The organism is Rubricoccus marinus, assembly GCF_002257665.1.
GTDB lineage: Bacteria > Bacteroidota > Rhodothermia > Rhodothermales > Rubricoccaceae > Rubricoccus > Rubricoccus marinus.
On the sequence record NZ_MQWB01000001.1, the window covers coordinates 1,626,296 to 1,645,390 of the forward strand.

13 protein-coding genes and 2 tRNA genes are annotated in these 19,095 nt (G+C 66.9%); 5 read left to right on the forward strand and 10 right to left on the reverse strand.

The features are described from left to right. Window positions 1-31 precede the first annotated feature (31 nt). From BSZ36_RS06740 to BSZ36_RS06760, 5 genes are all read right to left on the reverse strand, one after another. Window positions 32-3,730, reverse strand: a complete 3,699-nt coding sequence (locus BSZ36_RS06740; RefSeq protein ID WP_094547215.1) for a T9SS type A sorting domain-containing protein — start codon at window positions 3,728-3,730, stop codon at window positions 32-34. Between the two features lie 128 nt (window positions 3,731-3,858). Continuing rightward, entirely contained in the window at window positions 3,859-5,655 is a 1,797-nt protein-coding gene (locus BSZ36_RS06745; protein WP_094547217.1) for an AGE family epimerase/isomerase, read from the reverse strand. Window positions 5,656-5,965: 310 nt separating this feature from the next. Then, window positions 5,966-7,258: a dipeptidase gene (locus BSZ36_RS06750; RefSeq protein WP_094547219.1), complete on the reverse strand. Its 1,293-nt coding sequence runs from the start codon at window positions 7,256-7,258 to the stop codon at window positions 5,966-5,968. An 84-nt stretch (window positions 7,259-7,342) separates the two neighbouring features. Beyond that, window positions 7,343-9,319 carry an LVIVD repeat-containing protein gene (locus BSZ36_RS06755; RefSeq protein ID WP_094547221.1) on the reverse strand — a complete coding sequence of 659 codons (1,977 nt, stop codon included), beginning with the start codon at window positions 9,317-9,319 and terminating at the stop codon, window positions 7,343-7,345. A 66-nt stretch (window positions 9,320-9,385) separates the two neighbouring features. Then, window positions 9,386-10,189, reverse strand: a complete 804-nt coding sequence (locus tag BSZ36_RS06760) for a DUF305 domain-containing protein (protein WP_094547223.1) — start codon at window positions 10,187-10,189, stop codon at window positions 9,386-9,388. 272 nt (window positions 10,190-10,461) lie between these two features. Between BSZ36_RS06760 and BSZ36_RS06765 the strand changes: the two genes are divergently transcribed. From BSZ36_RS06765 to BSZ36_RS06775, 3 genes are all read left to right on the forward strand, one after another. Further along, window positions 10,462-11,493, forward strand: a complete 1,032-nt coding sequence (locus BSZ36_RS06765; RefSeq protein WP_094547225.1) for an LLM class flavin-dependent oxidoreductase — start codon at window positions 10,462-10,464, stop codon at window positions 11,491-11,493. A gap of 94 nt (window positions 11,494-11,587) precedes the next feature. Then, window positions 11,588-12,520 (forward strand): EamA family transporter, encoded by a 933-nt coding sequence (locus BSZ36_RS06770; protein WP_094547227.1) that lies wholly within the window; start codon window positions 11,588-11,590, stop codon window positions 12,518-12,520. Window positions 12,521-12,554: 34 nt separating this feature from the next. After that, window positions 12,555-13,154 (forward strand): MarC family protein, encoded by a 600-nt coding sequence (locus BSZ36_RS06775; RefSeq protein ID WP_094547229.1) that lies wholly within the window; start codon window positions 12,555-12,557, stop codon window positions 13,152-13,154. Between the two features lie 17 nt (window positions 13,155-13,171). Here BSZ36_RS06775 and BSZ36_RS06780 read toward each other — a convergent pair whose 3' ends face one another. From BSZ36_RS06780 to BSZ36_RS06790, 3 genes are all read right to left on the reverse strand, one after another. Further along, the gene (locus tag BSZ36_RS06780) at window positions 13,172-15,079 is read right to left on the reverse strand and encodes an ABC-F family ATP-binding cassette domain-containing protein (RefSeq protein ID WP_094547231.1); all 1,908 of its coding nucleotides are present in this window, start codon (window positions 15,077-15,079) and stop codon (window positions 13,172-13,174) included. Between the two features lie 173 nt (window positions 15,080-15,252). Beyond that, window positions 15,253-15,336 (reverse strand) — tRNA-Leu (locus tag BSZ36_RS06785). 59 nt (window positions 15,337-15,395) lie between these two features. Then, window positions 15,396-15,469 (reverse strand) — tRNA-Lys (locus BSZ36_RS06790). Window positions 15,470-15,656: 187 nt separating this feature from the next. On the opposite strand from BSZ36_RS06790, the gene BSZ36_RS06795 reads away from it, so the two are divergent. Both BSZ36_RS06795 and BSZ36_RS06800 read left to right on the forward strand, forming a co-directional pair. Further along, a complete protein-coding gene (locus tag BSZ36_RS06795) occupies window positions 15,657-16,772 on the forward strand; it encodes an LVIVD repeat-containing protein (RefSeq protein ID WP_179271060.1) in 1,116 nt (371 codons plus the stop codon). A 127-nt stretch (window positions 16,773-16,899) separates the two neighbouring features. Further along, window positions 16,900-18,078, forward strand: coding sequence for an AI-2E family transporter (locus tag BSZ36_RS06800; protein WP_094547235.1), 1,179 nt, complete (start codon window positions 16,900-16,902; stop codon window positions 18,076-18,078). Window positions 18,079-18,118: 40 nt separating this feature from the next. Here BSZ36_RS06800 and BSZ36_RS06805 read toward each other — a convergent pair whose 3' ends face one another. Both BSZ36_RS06805 and BSZ36_RS06810 read right to left on the reverse strand, forming a co-directional pair. Beyond that, window positions 18,119-18,598: a peptidylprolyl isomerase gene (locus BSZ36_RS06805; RefSeq protein WP_218827594.1), complete on the reverse strand. Its 480-nt coding sequence runs from the start codon at window positions 18,596-18,598 to the stop codon at window positions 18,119-18,121. 52 nt (window positions 18,599-18,650) lie between these two features. After that, window positions 18,651-19,064 carry an ester cyclase gene (locus tag BSZ36_RS06810; RefSeq protein WP_094547237.1) on the reverse strand — a complete coding sequence of 138 codons (414 nt, stop codon included), beginning with the start codon at window positions 19,062-19,064 and terminating at the stop codon, window positions 18,651-18,653. Window positions 19,065-19,095 lie beyond the last annotated feature (31 nt).

A 19,095-nucleotide genomic window follows, 5' to 3' on the forward strand; every position in this document is an offset into this window, starting at 1 on the left:
CACGGGCCGCAGCCCCCGTCCGCCAGCGGCGCTACCGGACGACGGTCACGCGCCGCGTCAGCGTCTCCGATCCCGCCGTGAGCCGTACCACGTAGACGCCTGGCGCCAGAGGCGCGGTGTCTAGTGTGGCCTCGTGCTCGCCCGCACGGAGCGAGGCTTCTACCAGCACGGCGACCTCGCGGCCCAGCGCGTCGTAGACCGCAAGCCGCGCGTCCGTGCTCGCGCCCAGCGAGAACGGGATCCGCGTCACGCTGCTCGTCGGGTTGGGTAGCGGCGCCCCGAGAACGAACGTGGAGGCTGCGCCGCCCGAGGTTTCGGTCGTGATGGCGGGGCGGATCGAGATCGCGAAGCGCGCCTCGCCGGAGCCATCGAGCCGGAGCGGAAGGAGAGACGGGGCGGCGCTGCCCTGCTTCTGCGCCTCTGGAGCGTCGGGGAAATCCAGGCGCGCGTCGTCGGCCAAGAGTGCGAGGCGGACCTCGCCGGAGGTTGTGAGGTCGTAGCTCTGGCCGCTCGTGCGGTCAAAAAGCGTGGCGGTCCAGCCGTCCGGCAGCGCGACCGGCTCCCAGGCGAGCGTCGCCTCGGCGTCCGATGGCGCGCCAGAGGCGATCGCTTCGGCGTGGACGGGGATCAGCGCCTCGCCGGGGACGGCCGAGACCGTCAGCGCGTCGGCCTCTGGCGTCGCGGCCACGAGCCTCAGCGCGTCGGCGCCTGCTGCGGGAGCAATCGCGAGGGCGTCCCGCGTGTCCAAGCCCGGCGCGGCGTCGGCATCGACCGCGATGGCGAGCCGCGCCGTGCGGTTGTGCCCGCCGACCTGACCGGTCAGACGGAGGCGGACGTGGGGCAGCGTGTCCTCGCGGTTCTTGGCGCTTGCGCCAGAGGCCTCTGGCGCGGTCTCTGCCAAGCCGTTGATCGGGCTCCACGTGCCCAGCCGCGCCGACGACGGCGCGACGAGCCGCGGGTTGGAGCCCGTTGCGTAGACGAAAAAGCCCTGGCCGACCGGGATGGTGCCCTCTTTCAGCGTCCCGCCCACTCCGGTCGTCCACGAGAGGTAGTCGCCGCCGTTGTAGGCGGGGTCGTACACGTAGATCGTGGACGAGATCTTGGTCTTGGTCCAGTCGGCGTGGTCCCAGTCCAGGTCCTGGTCATACGGGTTGCCGAGCAGGTGCCCGCCCCGGAACGCGGACGAAGACGTGTAGGTGATGCCGAAGTCGTGGTCGGTCGCCAGAGGCGTGCCGCTGGCAGGTAGCACCTTGGGGAAGGTGCCCTGCGTGCCGTTCGTGAATGGGTCGTCGTCCTCGAAGGCGTAGAACCAGAAGCCCCGGCCGGTCGGGACCGACGTGGAGGTGGCGGGGAGCGGGTAGCTCACGTCGGACTCCTGGTAGAGGAAGACGTTGGCGTAGCCGCCAGAGCCGTCCTCGTCGATGTCCGCGCCGGCATAGCCGGCGGTGTACAGTGGTTCCAGCAAGCCCGGAGTCACCGCGCCGCCCTGGTTCGCGGGATCGCTACCGCCCAGACCGAGGTCGGGGTAGGGGAGTGCCATCATGCGCCACCCGGCCTCGCCGGTCAGCACGATCGGCGGTGTGCTGGCACCGGCCTCGAAGGCGGTGACGAGGGAGACGGCCCCATCGGTGTACATCCCGTCGCCGTCGGTCGTGCCGAAGGAAAACGCGCCGCCGCGAGAGGCCGGGCGCAGCGGGTTGAACGTGAAGCCGGTGCCGCCAGAGGCCCACGCGACGCTGCCGGCTTCGAAGGTCTGCTGAGTGTCGGCGTCGTAGACGACCAGGCGAAGGGCGTCTCCATCGTTGAGGCGGCTGCCGTCGGCGCCGATGTTAGCGCCGTTGCCGAGCACCTCGATAGTCATGTCGTGCACGCCGTCCCAGCGCAGCCGCTGTCCGACGCGACCAATGCCTGCGACGTTTGCGCCAGAGGTGGCGGTTGCACCTGGAGCAAGAACCGCGACCTGATCCCCCGGCTGGATCGGCGCACCATTGACGACGAGGGAGGACGCGTCGCTCGCGCGAAGCACGATGTGGTGGATTTTGCCGCCTGGCGCCGCCGAGGCGTTAAACGCGGACGCAGGCTCATCCAGGGGGCGCGGGTACAAACCCGTCGGTGCCCACCACGCGTAGTTACCGCCTCGCGCCTTGACGAGCGCCCGGTTGTCGCCGAACGCCGTCGTCGTCTCAAACGCGTAGGCGTCGGAGTAGTCCTTGAGTTCGAGGTTCGAGTGTGGGGTGTTGACGTAGGTGCCGAGTTCTCCGCCGCCAGCGTCGTTGATGGCGAGCGCCATGCCGTACCGGCCGGCGCCAGAGGCCGCATCGCCGTCGCGAGTGAGCGCCCAGAGGTCCGAGAGGTTGAAGGCGTTGTTGGGGAGCGTGCCGCCGGGGCTGAGGGCGTTCATCGGTCGGCTCTCGCCCTGCGCGGTGGAACGGCGGAGCGCCATCAGCCAGTCAATCTCATCGCCCAGACCGAACCAGACGTAGTCCTTCCAATACACCGTCGGGCGGCCTTCGGAGGCCATGATGACGGCGTAGGCCATATGCTTGCGCGAGACGATGGGGTCATGCCCGCTGTCGATGCCGGGCTTAACGCAGGTGCTGCCGGTCTGGACGGCGCCGGGCTCGGAGCAGTCGGCGCCCTGCCAGCCTACGCGGTCCACGTCGTGGTTCTCGACGAACGTGACGACATCGAACGGGTCCAGGCCGCCAAAGTGAAGGCCGGCGCCGTTGAGGTTCTGCATGTCGTAGCTCCCGCCGCCGTTGGCCATATCGCGGAGCGCGTAGCGCAGTCCAAAGTCGAACATCGCCATGTTGGCGTCTTTGCCACCGCTTCCGAACGTGGAGTTGAAGCTCTCGACTTGGTTGTGGTACGCGATGATCTCGCCCGTGCTGGACCAGTTCTCACCGAGCGCGAAGGGCTGCTCGCCAGAGGATAGCTCTACAACCCACGGCGCAAGAAAGGCCGGGTCGATGTGCTTGATCGCGTCCAGGCGCACCTCGTCCGCGCCGAGGTCGTCCATGATCCAGCGGCCCCAGGCGACAAGTGAGTCGGCGGTCGCGCCCATGCCTTGTTGACCGTGGTACCACCCGTTGTTAGGGGCGCTAGGGTCTAGGACGCGGTCGTAGTCGTGGAAGTAGCAGATGTCTTGCCCGAACGGCGCGTCGTGGTAGGGTGCGTCGAAGTCGCAGTGCGTCGTGTTGCTGTGGAACGCGTTTGGGCCGGCCGGGAAGCGCCCACTGAGCGGGTTGAACACGTTCCATTTGAGGAACGGAGCGCCACCGCCCGGCACGCAGGCCACGTTGGACTGCGCGTCGGCGCCATCGCGGTGGTTCAGCACCACGTCCGCCATGACCCGCAGCCCGCTCGTCTTCATCTGCGCGATAGCGGCGCGAAGCTGCGCCTCGGTGCCAAAGCGCGTGCGCACACTGCCTTTCTGCCCGATAGAGCCCAGGTCGTAGTAGTCGTACGGGTCGTAGCCCATCGACCACCGACCGCTGCCGCCCTTGACGGGTGAGGGGATCCAGACCGTTTGCACACCGCCCGCGGCCAAACGCGGAGCGACCGTCGCAACGGAGTCCCACCATACGCCCCCGCTGTCCGTCGCGTGGTCGCCGGGGTGGACGTTCCAGTGGAAGCCCTGAAAGAGCACATCCGGCGCAGCGCCGCGCGGCTGTGCGTAAGCGCTTCCACAGACAAGCGCGCAGGCGAGGAGGGAGAGGAGAGCCTTCATGCGGAAACGGGTGGGAGGAGGCAGCGCGTCAGTTTAGCACGCGTTGTCCTCTGGCGGTAGTGGCCGGCTAGCCGAGCGGAAAATGGACCGAGCCCGCCAGAGGCCTCTGGCAGGACGGCAGACGGCGCTTAGCGCACGACGGTCAGCATCGTTGTGCGCACGTCGCCCGAGGCTGAGAGGCGCACGATGTAGACCCCAGAGGCGAGCGCGGCGGTGTCGAACGAGACCGACTGGTCGCCAGCCGGCCACGGGCCTCTGGCGAGAACGGCGACCTCGCGCCCGAGCGCGTCGTGGACGGTAAGCGAGACGTCGGCGGGGGCCGCGAGGCTTGCGCGGAGGCGTACGCGGCCTCTGGCGGGGTTGGGCGCCGGAGCGCTCAAAGAGAGCGTCGCCAGAGGCGCGCTTTCTAGGACGACGGGCTCTGGGTTGGAGAACGTGGCGGTGACCACGCCCGAAACGTCGGCTGGAATCGTGACGGTCCTTGCGATGGCGTCAACCGCCAGAGGCTGACCTCCGAGCGTGGCGGAGGCGAGGCGGAGACCATCGGGTCCGGCGTCAATGGGGTTGAGCGGAATCGTGCGCAGCGCGGGGGCCGCGTCGAAGCGGTAGTACACCGTGGCCGGCTCGCCGTGGACGTATAGCGTCGCGTACAGGTGGGCGAGGTAGGCCAGCTCTGCCGAGTGGTATGCGGCTTTGTAGTTGTCGCCTTTGAAGAGGTTGCCCCACTGCGGGATCGTGCGGCCGTCCCGCGTCACGTCGGCGTAGACCTCGCCAAAGGTGGCGTCTTGGAAGTGGTCCATAAAGAAGGCCATCGTCTCGTCCGCCATCTCCACCCAGCGCTCCTCTCCGGTCTGCCGGTACAACTCCAGCCCGGCCGTCACGGCCTGTTCCATTTGCCACCACGCCTTGGTGGAGTCCTGCAAGCCGTAGAGAAGCATCTCGCCGGTGAACCGGTCGTAATCCTTGTACGGGCCTCCGAACTCGTGGTCGTAGCCTCTGGCGAGAACGTGATCCGCCAACATCTGCGCGTCCGCCAGAGGCTGCGTTTCGCCGGTGACTTCGGCGTAGCGGGCCAGCACCCACGCGGTCTTGAGCACGTGGCCCATGATGGTGCGGCGCTGGTCGCCCGCACCCGAGAGCACGTTCCAATCGGTGGAGTACTGCTCGGCAAAGCCGATCACGCCGTCGTCCATAGTGGGGAGGAGGCGGTCTTGCACGTTTGCGACCAAGTCGTTGAGCCTCTGGCGCGTGTCGGCGGAGCCCTCCAGCGCATTCAGCGCGAAGGCGTGCGTGGTAAAAGCGTCCACGGTCGCGTTGAAGCCTTTACCGGTGCCTGAGGAGCCGTCGCGGCGGACCCGGTCAAAGTAGCCTTCCAGGCCGGTTCGGCTGTCCCAGAGGTGGGCGTCGTTCCATGCAAGGCCGTCCAGCGTCCACTGGCGGTCAGTGGGGTTGCCCGTCGCCTCCCACATCGCCAGAGGCCCGAGCACGGCGTAGTGCTGGATAAACGAGGTTTTGTCGCTGTTGGCGCCCTGGACTGTTCCAGTCGGCCCCAGCTTTTCGTACCAGCCGCCGTTGGTGGCGTCCCAGCCGTGTGCGTACTGGAAATCGAGCGCGCTCCGGGCGGCGTCCAAGAACCGCTCCTCGCCGGTGAGCTGGAACGCGCGGACGAACGCGAAGGTGTTGCGGCTCTGCGTCAGGACGTTTTTGTCCGATCCCCAACTGAAGTTGACCCGGCCGTCTCGGGCGACGTTGGTGTAGAAGCCGCCGCGCGACGTGTCCCAGGCGTCGTCCAGCCAGAACTCCGCGTTCGTGCGGAGCACGTCGACGAGCAGGTCGGGATCGGCGAGGTGCTCGCTCTGGAGCGCGGGCTGTGCGTAAGCGCTTCCACACGCGAGGACGCAGAGGAGCAGGCGGAGGGTTTTCATGCGGTTGGGCGGGTCTGGAGGGCGACGCCAGAAGCTACGAGGCGGCCTGCACCTGCGCGATCCGCGCCAGAGGCCTCTGGCGTTAGCCGTTAAGCGCTTTCGCGATAAGTGCGAAACCTAGTATTACCAATGCGAAGATGATTCTAGACCCACCCTCGGGTAGCCTCTTACTGCTTCGCTCTGACCACGAGACTCGCACGGACTCGCCGGGCGTAGGGATCGAGCGGACCCAGATCCATATCCCACCTGCTATCAACACGAGGCCGGAAAGGAAGTACAGGACGGAAGCAATGTTCACTGGCGCCAGAGGCTAGGAGCGTGCGGCGATGCGCTCCACCTCGGCCCAGACGCGGAGCGCGTTCTCGCCGAGAAGCTTCCGGATGTCGGTCTCGGAGTAGCCCTTCTGGAGAAGCGCCGCGATGAGGTTGGGGTACGAGGCGACGTCCTTCAATCCGGTCGGGAGGGAGTCACCCACACCATCGTAGTCCGAGCCGATGCCGACGTGGTCGATGCCGACGAGACCGACGACGTGGTCGATGTGGTCAACGACATCCTGCAGATCGGCGTACGGGACGTTGTCGCGGAAGTACTGGTCACTGTAGGCGTTGAAGTCGTCACTGCCGGGCTCCCAGCCGCGGCGTTCCGCTTCTTCTAGGATGCGAGCCCGCGCCGCGTCCCGGTCGTCCTGGTATCGCTTCAGCAGGAACGACGAGCCGTAGTTGATCATGATGACGCCGCCGTTCTCGGCCAGCCGTTCGATGCGGCCGTCGTCCAGGTTGCGCTCGAAGCCCGGCGTAAAGCGCCGCGCCGAGGAGTGGCTCGCGATAACGGGTGCGCTCGTGACCTCCATCACGTCGTCGAAGGCGTTGTCGCTCACGTGCGAGATGTCGACCATGATGCCGAGGCGGTTCATCTCGCGGACCACGTCGCGTCCGAAATCGCTCAACCCTCCGTGCGTCCCGGTCTCGTCGTACGAGGAATCCGAGATCTCGTTGTCCCTGCTGTGCGTGAGCGTGATGTAGCGGATGCCTCTGGCGTGGAAGTGCGCGAGGTTCGCCAGGTCGCCCTCCACCGGCGCGCCGTTCTCCATGCCCAGGGGCAGAGAGATCAGGCCTGCCGCGTGGTTGGCGCGCACGTCCGCCACGCCAGAGGCCAGGGCGAACTTGTCTGGGTGCTGCTCCACGATGCCCTCCACCATGTCGATCAGCGAGTCCGCGAGCGCCGCCGCGCCGCCGGATTCTTGATAGGAGGCGGGGATGTAGATCGACATAAACGGCGCGTCCAATCCCCCTTGCAGCGCGCGTGGGTAATCGAAGTCTCCACCGTCGGTTGCGGCGCCCACATCCACATAGTTGTTCTTCAGCCGGTACGGCACGTCGATGTGCCCGTCCACGATGATCGCGTCTCGCGCGATTTGGTTGGCGCGTGCCATCAGCGCCGTGCTCGCCGCGTCTCGCGCCGGCACCGACACCGCGACCTCCTCGGGCGCGGCGGGGCCGGGTTGAACCTGGACCTCGCCAGAGGCCTCTGGCGTGCGCGTGGTGGTGCTGCCGCTGCAGGCGGCGAGGGAAAAGAGGAGCGGAAGGGCGAGAAGCGAGCGCATCGATTGGGGAGAGCGGGGGCCTGAACATAAACCGGGCCTCTGGCGCGATCGCCAGAGGCCCGGAAGGGATGAAGCCAGAGGGGACTACATCGTTGCGAGAGCCCGGAGGACCTCGGTCATCTTCTGCACCTTCGGCGCAGGGCTGGCGGAGGCCTGCGCGATGATCTGGTTGAGGATCCCGGTGCGCTGTGCGCCAGAGGCGTCCTCTGCGGAGTTGAGGCCGAACGTGAGCTGAGACATCTGCGCAGCGGTGATGTCCCCGTTCCGCATCGCCTGATCGGCGTATGCCTTGGCGAGCGAGAAGGACATCGGCCACGTGTACTTGGGCTGGCCCTGCGCGTTGAGGTAGCTCAGCTTCACCGTGTTGGCGGCGTCGATCTCGTTCTGCGTGAGGTACTCGCTGGGCGTGAGCGTGAACACGTCCAGGCCTCTGGCGATCTCGGAGTTGACGATCATGCCGTTGTACCAGTAGACGCTCCAGCTACCGCCCATCTGGAAGTTGTCCGCGTCGATAGGCCCACGGTCGTGGTAGGCGATCTCGATGGGGTTGGCCGCGTCCGTCCAGTCAAAGACGGAGATGCCGCCCTGGTACCAGGACTGCACCATGATGTCGCGGCCGGGCACGGGGATCAGCGAGCCGTTGTGCGCCACGCAGTTCTCGGTGCTGCTCTGGGCTGCCGGGAGCTTGTAGTAGCTCGCGAAGTCCATCCGGTTGTTGGTCAGCGTAAAGATGGCGTTGGCGCCCCACTCCATGGGGTCGTCCTCGCGGCACTTCGGCTGGCCGCCGCCGCCCCACTCGTCCGTGAACAGCACCTTGCTGCCGTCGTTGTTGAACGTGGCGGAGTGCCAGTAGGCGAAGTTGGAGTCCGCGACGGCCTGGATGCGCGTCGGGCGTGCGGGGTCCGAGATGTCGAGGAGCAAGCCGTAGCCTTCGCAAGCACCGCCGGCGAGACCGATCTCGGGGTAGAGCGTGATGTCGTGGCACTGCGTCGGGCCGGGCTGTGGGCCCGCGTCCTCCTCCTCGTCGCCAGCTCCGAACTGAGCGGCGATGATGGTCGGGAGCTGCTCGCGAAGCATCGTGCTATCGGCCGCCGTGGGCTCTCCAGAGCCGCCGCGCTGCGCCACCATGCCGGCGAGCATCTGGCGCACGTACTGATCGGGAATCACGACGGAGTTGCCGCGGATCTCCGCGACGAACTTGCCTTCGGCGCGAGCCTGCTCAATCTCCCTGAGGTCGGCGGGAGACATGCCGTGGCCTTCGGGCTCCGTCAGGCCCTCGAAAATGCGAGGCGAGCTGACGATGGCTGCCGCTTGCGGGTTCGCCAGAGGCACCTGGATGACTTCGATGCGGAACAGCGCGGTGTTGGGGTCCTCGCCGGGCATCCCGCTGGAGCAACCCGCGAGTTCGCCCTCGGGGCGGACGCCGGCCGAGCCGGAGACGTAGATGTAGAGGTTCTCGTCGTCGCTCGGGTCCTTCAGGACGGAGTGCGTGTGCGAGCCGCGGCACGTCTGCACGTTGGCGATGTACTCCGGGTTACGGATGTCCGAGATGTCGAAGATCCGGATGCCACGGAGGCGGTCCGGGCTGACGGCTTCGCGGACGCCCTCGGTTCCACAGTCGAGGCGGCCACCGAGGCCCTCGCCGGAGACGAACATCAGGTTCTCGTACACGGACACGTCGCTCTGCGACGCGGGGCAGACGAAGTCCTTGACCATGACCGGGTTGGCCGGGTCCGTGAGGTCCCAGATGATCACGCCGTTGTAGTTGCCCTGGAACGCGTAGTTGCCCTTAAAGGCGAGGTCGGAGTTGGTGACCCCGACAAAGGCCTCTGGCGGAGGCGTGGTGGAAACCATCTTGAGGTTCCAGATGGCTTCTTCGGCGTCGAAGAGGCCAGCGCCGAGGCCGACGCGGGGATCGGCGTCAGACGCGCCCGGCATGGCGCCGGGCATCCGGTCCGACTCCATCGCGCCAGGCGCGGGCGTCGTCATGGGCGAGGAGCCCGAGCACGCCGCGAGAGCCACGAGGGCCACGAGCGCAAGGAAAGGGGAGAAGCGTTGCATGAAAGAGGGAGGGGTGAGCGAAGGAAACGGGTGGCCTCTGGCGTGCCGGGGCTGGCGGAGGCGGAGCTAGTCGGAGAGCCGGTCGAGCATGAGCTGCATGCGCGCGATCTCGGTGCGCTGATCGACCTGGATGTCGGACGCGATCTTGAAGGCGGTGTCGTCCTGTGCGGCGCCGTCCTTGGTAAAGAGGTCGTCGGTCATGGTCACGGCGCCTGCGTGGTGCTGGATCATGTAGCGCAGGAACAGGACGTCAAAGGCGCGGCCTTTGGCGGCGTTCATCTCGTCGAGCTGCGCCTGGGAAAGCATACCGGGCATCCCCGAGTGGTCCATGCCGCCGTGCCCCATCGCGCCGTGATCCATACCCGAGTGGTCCATCGTGCTGTGATCCATCCCGGAGTGCTCCATCTCGCCAGAGGCCTGGTGGTCCATCGCGCTGTGGTCCATCTCGCCAGAGGCCTCTGGCGCCTCCATCGTGACCGTCAGGAGCGTGCCTTCGAAGGTGGGGACCGGGACCGGCTGGCCGCGGTCGCGGAGCCAGCGTTGCATGGACTCGATCTCGTCCTTCTGCGCGTTCTCGATTCGAGCGGCGAGCGTCTTGATGGAGCCAGAGGCCGCGTTGCGGTAGGCCATGTCGGCCAGGATGAGCGCCTGCGCGTGGTGGCCGATCATGCCCGTCATGTACGCCACGTCAGCCTCCGAGTACGTCTTGTTCTCAGCGATCCGCTGCCAGTACAGCGACTCAATGTCAGAGCGGCTGGCCTCTGGCGCGTCGCGCTGCGTCTCCAGCGCAGGAGCGCTCCCGCTGCACCCGCTCGCGAGGAAGCCCAGGGCGAGGAGTCCGACGAGGGGTCGAAAAGGGGAGTGGTGCATCTTGCGGAAAGCGGTGGGGACCCTTGAATGTACGGGGCGACGGCTCGGTGCGAAGGCCTCTGGCGCCAGAGGGGCGTCTCGTAACGCGGGGCGGCGCGGGACACTTCTGAATCGGTGCGGACCGCCGGCACGGTGACACGAAAGGGCGCGGGGTGCCAGATGCGTCGCGCCAGCGGCCGGCCTCCATCGGAGGGCCTCGGTGAGGAGGACGCTCCAGGTGGGACCCGACGGCCGATTGGTTCGTTGTGACAACAACTACTAACGCAGCCGCCATGGAACTCGGTCTCTTCTCGTTTGCCGAAGTCCCTCCGGGACACACCCAGTCCTCTCGCCTCCGCGACCTGGTGGAGGAGATCGAACTCGCCGACCAGATCGGCCTCGACGTGTTCGGTGTGGGGGAGCACCACCGGATGGACTACGCCGCGAGCGCTCCCGCTGTCATCCTCGGCGCCGCAGCCGCGCGCACCCAAAACATCCGCCTCACGAGCGCCGTCACCGTCCTCTCGTCGGACGATCCTGTCCGCGTGTTCCAGGACTTCGCCACGCTGGACCTCCTCTCGGACGGCCGCGCCGAGATTCTGGCGGGCCGCGGCTCGTTTACCGAGTCGTTCCCACTCTTCGGCTACGACCTCCGCGACTACGACACGCTCTACGCGGAAAAGCTGGATCTGCTGCTGGCGTTGCGTGAGAACGAGCGCGTGACGTGGAGCGGCACGCACCGAGCGCCTCTGGCGGGGCAGGGCGTCTACCCTCGTCCCCAGCAGGACAAGCTCCCGGTGTGGATCGCCGTCGGCGGCACGCCGAACAGCGTGATCCGCGCGGGCGTGCTCGGTCTGCCTCTGGCGATCGCCATCATCGGCGGGGCCCCGGCCCGGTTCGCGCCGCTCGTGGACCTGTACCGGCAGGCCGGCGCCGAATCCGGCCACGATCCCTCTACGCTCAAGGTGAGCATCAACGGCCACGGCTTTCTCGCCGACACGCCAGAGGCCGCGCGCGACCTCGCGCTGGAGCCGTTCATGGCCACGATGGGACGCATCGGCCGCGAGCGGGGCTGGCCGCCGCCGTCCCGCGCGCAGTTCGAGGCCGAGACGGCACTCGAGGGCGCCCTCGTCCTGGGCTCTGCGCAAGAGGCCATCGACAAGATCCTCTACGCGCACGAGCTGTTCGGCCACGACCGCCACATGCTCCAACTCACTGTCGGCCCCATCGACCACGCTGATGTGATGCGCGCCATCGAGATCTACGGCCGCGACGTGGCGCCGGTCGTGCGGCGCGAGGTCGCCGCGCGCGCCGTGGCGGCGTAGGCCTCTGGCGCCAGAGGAGAACGTGAGAGGACGCCCAGAGAGGTAAGCGGAGTCGGCAGCAGAGGCTAGCATCGGTCGCTTCCCTCCACGCTCCATGTCTACCGATCAGAAGCCGCCCCTGGCGGCCGTGCTCGCGGCGTTCGCTGCGCTCTACATCATCTGGGGCTCGACGTACCTCGGAATACGGTTCGCCATCGAGACAATGCCGCCGTTCACGATGGCTGGCATCCGGTTCCTCGCGGCGGGCGCGATGCTGTACGGGTGGTCGCGCGCCAGAGGCGCCGCCGCGCCGTCGCGTCCGCAGTGGCGCACGGCGGTTGTCGTGGGCGCCCTGTTGTTGCTGGGCGGGAATGGCGGCGTGACGTGGGCGGAGCAGCGCATTCCCTCTGGCGTGGCGGCACTGCTGATCGCGTCCACGCCCATGTGGATGGTGATCCTCGACTGGCTCCGTCCGGGCGGCACGCGCCCGGGGTGGGCCGTCGAGCTCGGATTGCTCGTAGGGCTTGTCGGGATGTTTCTCTTGGTGGGTCCCAGCAGTCTGGGCGGACAGACCGTGGACGGTCTCGGCGCGCTGGCGGTCGGCGGAGCAGCGCTTAGTTGGGCCATCGGCTCCATCTACCAGCGCAGGGCGCCCAAGGCCGACTCGACGCTTCTCAATGTGGGGATGCAGATGCTCGCCGGCGGCACCCTGCTCCTCGTTTTTGGACTCGCGCTCGGTGAACGTCTCTCGCCAGAGGCGGTGTCCCTGAAGTCCGGCCTCTCGCTGGCCTACTTGGTGTTCATCGGCGCGATCGTGGGCTACTCCGCGTACGTGTGGCTGCTCAAGGTGAGCACGGCCGCCAAAGCGTCGACCTACGCCTACGTAAACCCGATCGTGGCCGTGCTGCTCGGGTGGGCGCTCGCGGGCGAGCCGCTCGGTCCACGCGTGATCGCCTCTGGCGTTACCGTCGTCCTCGCCGTCGCACTGATCACGACGGCCAAGGCCGTCCCGGCACGTCCGCCTGCCGCAACCGTGTCTGTCCGGTAGACTCGCCAGAGGCCACTACCGTACCCCGCCGCCCATGTTCGAGTCCGGCCCGTCCATCCTCTCCGCCGCCACGGTCCTCTTTTTCGTGATGGACCCGCTCGGCAACGTGCCTCTGGCGCTGACGCTGCTCCAAGATTTGGAGCCCAAGCGGCGGTGGATCGTGCTCGGGCGCGAGTTGCTGATTGCGCTGGCGATCCTGCTGGTGTTCCTGTTCTTCGGGCAGAACCTGCTCGACGTGCTGCACCTCAAGCAGGAATCGGTCACGATCGCCGGCGGGATCGTGCTTCTCGTGATCGGCCTGCGGATGGTGTTCCCGAGCGCGGAGGGCGTCATGGGCGACACGCCAGAGGGCGAGCCGTTTATCGTGCCCATCGCCATCCCGCTGCTTGCGGGCCCGAGCGCGCTCGCCACGCTGATCCTGATGGTGCGGAGCGAGCCCGACGCGATGGCCACGTGGACGGCCGGACTCTTACTCGCGTGGGCCGCGACGGCCGCGATCCTGCTCGCGGCGCCGTTTTTCTACCGCCTCTTGCGCCGCCGCGGCCTCTCGGCGCTAGAGCGGCTGATGGGGATGCTGCTGATGATGATCGCGGTGCAGATGTTGGTCAACGGCATCCAGAGCGTGTTCGGCTAGCCTCTGGCGCCAGAGGTTCAAGCGCGTTCGGCGAGCTCAGCCCAGCGCTCCACGTCAGCCTCCATCTGCTTGAGTAGCGCGCCGAGCTCTTTGCTGTACTCGACGACCTTGTCCGCGTCGGTCGCGTGCTCGGCGAGCAACGCCTCCAACTCCGGCTGGCGGGTCTCGGCGGCCTCAATGCGCGCTTCGACATCTCCCAGTTCGCGCTTTTCGGCGTACGTGAGCTTTTTCGGCGCCTCGCCAGAGGCCTCTGGCGCGGACGTTTGAACCGGTGCGGGTGCGGGAGCGGCTTTAGCCGCCTTGGTGCGCGCCTGCTCTGCGGCCTTCTCGCGCGCCTCAATCTCCAACCACGCGCTGTAGTTGCCGGGGATCTCGCGCAAGCGGCCGTCCTCTTCGAAGCGGAAAAGGTGCTCAGCCGTGCGGTCTAGGAAGTAGCGGTCGTGGGAGACCGTGATGAGGCACCCGGCGAACGTGTCGAGGTAGTCCTCCAGCGCGACGAGCGTGGGGATGTCCAGGTCGTTGGTGGGCTCGTCCAGGATCAGCACGTTGGGCGCGCCCATGAGCACGCGCAGGAGGACCAGGCGGCGGCGCTCGCCACCGGAGAGGAGCCCGACAGGCGTGTACTGCTGCTTGCCCGGAAACAGAAACCGCTCCAGCATCTGTCCCGCCGTGATGATCGAGCCGTCGGCGGTCTTGACGTTTTCCGCCACGTCGGTCACGATGTCGATCAGACGCTTCTCGTCGTCTAGGATGCGGCTCTCCTGATCGAAGTAGCCGATGCTGACCGTCGGGCCGCGCTCAACCGTCCCGGAGTCCGGCGCGAGGCGCCCGGTGATCATCTCCAAGAGCGTCGTCTTGCCCGCCCCGTTGGGGCCGATGATGCCGACGCGGTCGTTGCGCGTAAAGCCGTAGGTGAAGTCGCGGACGAGCGTGCGGCCGTCGTAGCCCTTGGTTACGCGCTGCATCTCGATCACCTTCTTGCCCAACCGCGTCGTGGCCGACGCGATTTCGATCTCGGCGCCAGCGGCCTCTGGCGCGGCGTCCAACAGCTCGTGCGCTTTGGCGATGCGGTGCTTGGACTTGCTGGTGCGCGCTTTGGCGCCGCGGCGGAGCCACGCGAGCTCGCGCTTGGCGAGGTTGGCACGCGTGGCCTCGGCGGCCTCGGCCTGCATCTCCTTCTCGGCCTTGGCCGCGAGGTAGTCCGAGTAGGTGCCGACGTAGCGCTCCACTTCGCCACCGCCAACTTCGAGCATCCGGTTCGTCACCCGGTCCAGCACGTAGCGGTCGTGCGTCACGAGCAAGAGCGCGCCGGTCCACGACTGGATAAAGTCCTCCAGCCACCCGACCGTTTCGGCGTCGAGGTGGTTAGTGGGCTCGTCCAAGATGAGCAGGTCGGGCCGCTCCACGAGCACGCGAGCCAGCGCCACGCGCTTGCGTTGCCCACCGCTCAGCGTCCCCACCGTCTGGTCAAGGTCCGTGATGCCCAGGCGGTCCAAGACCGCGCGTGCCTGCGCTTCCAAGTCCCATCCGCCAGAGGCGTCCAGCTTGTGCGCGAGGTCGGTCATGCGCTGGATCAGCGCCGGGTTCGTGTCCCCGTGCTCCATCGCGTGGACCGTTTTCTCGTAGTCGCGGAGAACGGTCGCCATCGGGCCGTCGCCGGCAAAGACGGCGTCCAAGACCGTGTCCTCTGGCGTCAGCTCCGGCCGCTGGGGCAGGTAGCCGATCCGAGCGCCGGACCCCTTGATGATGCGGCCGCCGTCGGGCGGCTCCACTCCAGAGGCGAGCCTCAGCAGCGTCGTCTTGCCAGACCCGTTGGCGCCGATCACGCCCACCTTCTCGTCGGCCTCGATCACGAACGAGACCTCGTCGAGCAGCGGCTTGGTGCCGTAATCCTTGCGAACGCGGTCGAAAGTGAGGAGAGCCATGCTGAAAGCGAGAGTGGAGGCGCGGAGGGCGCGAACAGAACGGGCCTCTGGCGAGAGGAGGAGTCACGCCTCTGGCGCCAGAGGCAGGCCGCTCACGCGCATAAATCCCTGCGGCGGACGCCGCCAGAGGCCAACAAAAAAGCCGCCTCCCGACATGCGGAAGGCGGCTGGGGTGCCCGGGACTGGACTCGAACCAGCACGGATTTTACTCCACACGCCCCTCAAGCGTGCGTGTCTACCAATTTCACCACCCGGGCAGGGCGCGCAGAAGCGCTAGAAAAGAACAAGGCCTCTTGCGAGGGACGCGAGGCCGAAGTGACTCCGGAAGGACTCGAACCTTCGACCCGCTGGTTAAAAGCCAGCTGCTCTAACCAACTGAGCTACGGAGCCAGTCGCTGGGACCGTCGGCGTCCCGGAAGGCAGTGCGCCAAGGTAGACACCTTCGAGAGCCGAGGGCAACGGGCGGATGTGGAGCCAGAGCAAAGATCGCATCGGCCCCGCGCGCGCCAGAGGCGAGCTGCCGTGCCGTGCGCGGTGTCCGGTCCCTACTTTGGGGCTCGCTCTCCTCCTTCTAGGCATGACACGAATCGTCCTCTTCGCAGCCGTCGCCCTCGCGATGGCGTCCACGTCGTTCGCGCAGTCGCTCGAACTCATCGGCACCGTTGAGCTTCCCTCGATGCCGCGCCCCGGTGCGGACGAAAACCCCAACGCGGGCGTCCCCAATATCGTTGGCGGCTCGGACGTGTGGGCTTACACGGCGCCCGACGGGAGCGAGTACGCCATGATGGGCACGCTTGAAGGCATCGCCATCGTCGCGGTCCCCTCGCTGGAGATCGTCGCGCAGATCCCTGGCCCGACCGAGCGCGCGCCGTTCTACTGGCGCGATATCAAGACGTACGGCTCGTTCGCTTACATCTCCACGGAGGCCTATGGCCGGAGTGAGGGGCTGCAGGTGATCGACCTCCGCGGCCTTCCGCACTCCGCGAAGGAGGTCGCCGTGATCCGGGGCGAGAACGACCGGCTCGTGTCCTCGCACAACATCTCGATCGACACCGTCACGGGACACGCTTACATGCTCAACTCGGACGGTAACCAGATCGTCGCCCTCGACCTCACGAACCCGATCCAGCCCGTCGAGGTCGGCGCTGTGGACGTGCCGGACTCGCACGACATCTACGCCAGAGGCGACACGCTCTGGATCGCAGAAGGCCGCTCGCCGAAGATCTCGATCTGGAACATGACCGACAAGGCCAACCCCGTCAAGATGGGCGAGGCCGTCTTCCCCGATCCTGGCTACGTCCACAACGTGTGGCCCACCGATGACGGCACGCACGTGATGACAACGGAGGAGACTGCCAGCAAGACCGTCAAGGTGTGGGACTTGACCGACCTCGAAAACCCCGAACTCGTCGGCAACTGGATCGGCGCGAGCGACCTGGCGCACAACGTCCACATCAAAGGTGACTACGCCTTCGTCTCGCACTACGCCTCTGGCGTCAGCATCGTGGACATCACGGACCTGACGGCCCCCGTCGAAGTCGCGCGGTACGACACGCACCCGGAAAACGACGACGCGGCGTTCTACGGCAACTGGGGCACCTCGCTCCCCACCTCCAGCGGTCACATCTTCGTGAGCGATCTGGAGGGCACGCTCACCGTCCTCAAGTGGGACCCGGCGCCCGTCGATAGCTAGGTCGCCTCTGGCGTCCGTCCGAGGGCTCGGGGTCAGACTGGCTCCGGGCCCTTCTCCGTTGAGGGCACAGGGTAACCCGGATGGCGCCCTCCCGTAGCCTATCGGATCTTGCCGAAAACCCCTCGCCATGGAACTGAAGACCCTCGAAACCCGGACATTTCTGACGCTCGTCGTAATTGTCACGGTCGCGTTCGCGTGGCTGCTCGGGGGGTACTTGCAGACTGTGTTCTGGGCGACGGTCCTGGCGATCCTCTTCTCGGCGCCGTTCCGCTGGTTGCGCAAGAGGCTGGGGGGGAACGGAACGGCGGCATCCCTGCTGACGCTGCTGCTCATTCTCCTCCTCGTGATCGCGCCGCTGATCGGGCTGGGCTTTGCCGTGACGGGCGAGGCGATGTCCGTGTACACCGGTGTGACCACGGGCGCGATCGACCTGACGGAGATTCTGGAGCAAGCGGAAAGCCTCTTGCCGCGCGCCACGCGCGTGGCGGAGGATTGGGGCGTGGACCTCGACGGCATTCGCGAGAGGGTGTCCAGCACGGCGCTCAACGCGAGCCAATTCGTCGCGAGCAGCGTGGTGAGCCTGGGGCAAAAGACCGCACACTTCGTGCTGCTTCTGGCGGTGACGCTCTACCTCTTGTTCTTCTTCCTGCGAGATGGGGACTCCCTCGTGGACAAGCTTGTCCAGGCGCTTCCTCTCGGGGACGTACGCGAGAGGCGCCTGTTCAGTCGTTTTGCGGCTGTGACGCGGGCCACCGTCAAAGGCTCATTTATCGTCGCCGTCGTGCAGGGCACGATCGGAGGCCTCGGATTCTGGGCGGTTGGCTTGAGCGCCCCGATCCTGTGGGGCGCGATCATGTCGATCTGCGCCTTGATCCCCGCCGTGGGAACGGCCCTTGTGTGGCTCCCGGCTGCGATCTACCTCGTGGTCATCGGCTCTTGGGTCAAAGCGCTAATCATCGTCGTGATCGGCTTGGCCGTGATCGGGACCGTGGACAACGCGCTTCGTCCCATCCTCGTCGGGCGCGATGCGGGCATGCCAGACTACATGATCCTGCTGTCCACCCTGGCCGGCCTCGCCACGTTCGGAATCGCGGGGATCGTGATCGGCCCCATCATCGCCGGACTGTTCCTGACCGTTTGGGAGATCTTTACCGAGGAGTTCGGCCCTGCCGATAACGCCGTCCTCACGTTCGCGGGCCCTGAAATCCTGCCTCGCGAAGCGCCAACCATCATCACGAGCGCCTCCGAAGTCCACCGCGCACCTCTGGCGCCAGAGGCCGAGACCCTCGCGGGTCCCGACGACTGACCGGACCGCCTCTGGCGACAGCGCCAGAGGCGGATCGGGGCTAGGCCTCGTGGACCGTCACCGAGTTCATGACGTCGCCGCCCTTAAGGCTGTCGACGACATCCATGCCGCCGGTTACGCGCCCGAAGACGGTGTGCTTGCCGTCGAGGTGCGGCTGCGGCTGGAACGTGATAAAGAACTGGCTGCCGTTGGTGTTCGGGCCCGCGTTCGCCATGGAGAGGACGCCGCGCTCGTGGCGGTTGGGGTTGCCTCGCGTCTCGTCCTCGAAGCGGTAGCCGGGACCGCCCGAACCGGTGCCCGTGGGGTCACCGCCCTGCGCCATGAAGTTGGGGATCACGCGGTGAAACGAGACGCCGTCGTAGAAGCCGTCGTTCGCGAGGAAGACGAAGTTGTTGACGGTCTTGGGAGCGTTGGCCGCATCGAGCGAAACGTCGATGTCACCTTTGTTCGTCGAGATCGTCGCGCTGTAGCTCTTGCTCGCGTCGATCTGCATGTCTGGGGCTGCGTTGTACTTCTTCATGGGTTGAGTAGGGGGTTGAGCCGCTGGCGCCAGAGAGGAGCCAGGGGAGGGGTTACGCGGAAAGGAGACCGAGGTCTTCGAGGATGGCGGCTTCGTTGGTCACGCCCCAACGCTCGACGCACTTGCCGTTTTCCCAGCGCCCCATCTGGATCGCCGGAGCGGAAAACGTCTTGCCGGTGGGCGCGTGGCCTTTGAACTCGCCCTGGTGCGTGCCGGTAGCGGTGTACCGGAAGACGACCCAGTCATCCGTGGCGTGCATCTGTTCAATCTCAAGATCGAGATCGGGGAAGGCGGTCCGGAAGTCGCGGAAAAACGCTTTGACGCCTTCGCGCGTCCCGGGATAGTCGCCGGGGTCGTGGTCTACGAAGGTGGGGGCGAGGATGTCGTCCAGCGCGTCGAGGTTGCCGGAGGTCACGGCGTCGCCCCAGCGTGCTTGCTGGTCGAGGTTGGTTTGGCGGTCGCTCATCAGAGAGAAGGGAGTGAATGAAGGGACGGCT

What these genes read in the sequence shown, in the direction of transcription:
- BSZ36_RS06775 (WP_094547229.1), top strand. Translation starts at nt 12,555, where the DNA reads ATGTTCGAGTCCGGCCCGTCCATCCTCTCCGCCGCCACGGTCCTCTTT.
- BSZ36_RS06800 (WP_094547235.1), top strand. Translation starts at nt 16,900, where the DNA reads ATGGAACTGAAGACCCTCGAAACCCGGACATTTCTGACGCTCGTCGTA.
- BSZ36_RS06740 (WP_094547215.1), bottom strand. Translation starts at nt 3,730, where the DNA reads ATGAAGGCTCTCCTCTCCCTCCTCGCCTGCGCGCTTGTCTGTGGAAGC.
- BSZ36_RS06765 (WP_094547225.1), top strand. Translation starts at nt 10,462, where the DNA reads ATGGAACTCGGTCTCTTCTCGTTTGCCGAAGTCCCTCCGGGACACACC.
- BSZ36_RS06760 (WP_094547223.1), bottom strand. Translation starts at nt 10,189, where the DNA reads ATGCACCACTCCCCTTTTCGACCCCTCGTCGGACTCCTCGCCCTGGGC.
- BSZ36_RS06780 (WP_094547231.1), bottom strand. Translation starts at nt 15,079, where the DNA reads ATGGCTCTCCTCACTTTCGACCGCGTTCGCAAGGATTACGGCACCAAG.
- BSZ36_RS06810 (WP_094547237.1), bottom strand. Translation starts at nt 19,064, where the DNA reads ATGAGCGACCGCCAAACCAACCTCGACCAGCAAGCACGCTGGGGCGAC.
- BSZ36_RS06805 (WP_218827594.1), bottom strand. Translation starts at nt 18,598, where the DNA reads ATGAAGAAGTACAACGCAGCCCCAGACATGCAGATCGACGCGAGCAAG.
- BSZ36_RS06795 (WP_179271060.1), top strand. Translation starts at nt 15,657, where the DNA reads ATGACACGAATCGTCCTCTTCGCAGCCGTCGCCCTCGCGATGGCGTCC.
- BSZ36_RS06755 (WP_094547221.1), bottom strand. Translation starts at nt 9,319, where the DNA reads ATGCAACGCTTCTCCCCTTTCCTTGCGCTCGTGGCCCTCGTGGCTCTC.
- BSZ36_RS06750 (WP_094547219.1), bottom strand. Translation starts at nt 7,258, where the DNA reads ATGCGCTCGCTTCTCGCCCTTCCGCTCCTCTTTTCCCTCGCCGCCTGC.
- BSZ36_RS06745 (WP_094547217.1), bottom strand. Translation starts at nt 5,655, where the DNA reads ATGAAAACCCTCCGCCTGCTCCTCTGCGTCCTCGCGTGTGGAAGCGCT.
- BSZ36_RS06770 (WP_094547227.1), top strand. Translation starts at nt 11,588, where the DNA reads ATGTCTACCGATCAGAAGCCGCCCCTGGCGGCCGTGCTCGCGGCGTTC.